General features: G+C 46.8%; 1 protein-coding gene. It reads left to right on the top strand.

Translation table 11 applies throughout. The features are described from left to right. Window positions 1–16: 16 nt before the first annotated feature. Window positions 17–1,085: dihydroorotase (locus tag ACWHAR_RS22830; RefSeq protein ID WP_452087918.1), on the top strand; the 1,069-nt coding region annotated here is incomplete at its 3' end.

Raw genomic sequence — 1,085 nt, 5'->3', positions numbered from 1 at the left:
AGAGGAGAAGCAGCGTATGTCATATCTCATTAAAAACGGCTGGATACTAAACGAAAATGGTGAAAAAACAGAAGCGGATATCCGAGTGACTGGAGAAACCATCACCGCAATCGGCAAGCTTGATGCAACGGATAATGAAACGGTAATTGATGCGAAAGGTTTGCTCGTTTCACCTGGGTTTGTTGATCTCCACGTGCATTTCAGAGAGCCTGGCGGAGAGAAAAAAGAAACAATTGAAACCGGGGCCAAAGCGGCGGCACGCGGCGGCTATACTACAGTAGCAGCAATGCCGAATACGCGGCCGGTTCCTGATACAAAGGAGCAGATGGAATGGCTGCAAAACAGAATTAAAGAAACATCATGCGTCAGAGTTCTTCCATATGCATCCATTACGATCAGACAAATCGGCGATGAAATGACAAACTTTGAAGCGTTAAAAGAAGCCGGGGCATTTGCTTTTACAGATGACGGCGTTGGTATACAGACAGCAGGAATGATGTATGAAGCGATGAAACGGGCAGCCGCAATTGACAAAGCGATTGTTGCACATTGCGAGGACAACTCCTTAATTTACGGAGGAAGCGTACATGAGGGGACATTCTCCAAAGCGAACGGGCTAAACGGCATTCCTTCTGTGTGTGAATCGGTTCATATTGCTCGCGATGTGCTGCTGGCTGAAGCGGCAAACTGCCACTATCATGTATGCCATATCAGCACGAAAGAATCTGTCAGAGTTGTACGCGATGCGAAAAAAGCGGGAATCAGAGTGACAGCAGAAGTGTCGCCGCATCATTTGCTGCTTTGTGATGAGGACATCCCGGGGCTGGACACAAACTATAAAATGAATCCGCCGCTCCGCAGTGCAGAAGACAGAGCTGCTTTAATTGAAGGTCTTTTAGACGGAACAATTGATTTTATCGCAACAGACCATGCACCGCATACGGAAGAAGAGAAAAAAACAGAAATGAAACTGGCGCCATTCGGAATTGTCGGCTTAGAAACAGCATTCCCGCTTCTTTACACACACTTTGTCAAAAATGGCAGCTGGTCGCTGAAGCAGTTGATTGACTACATGACAATCAAGC

This window comes from Bacillus sp. LR--39 (genome assembly GCF_053613335.1).
The sequence above is the reverse complement of the archived record's forward strand: the minus strand, read 5'-3'. Positions and strand labels throughout refer to the sequence as shown.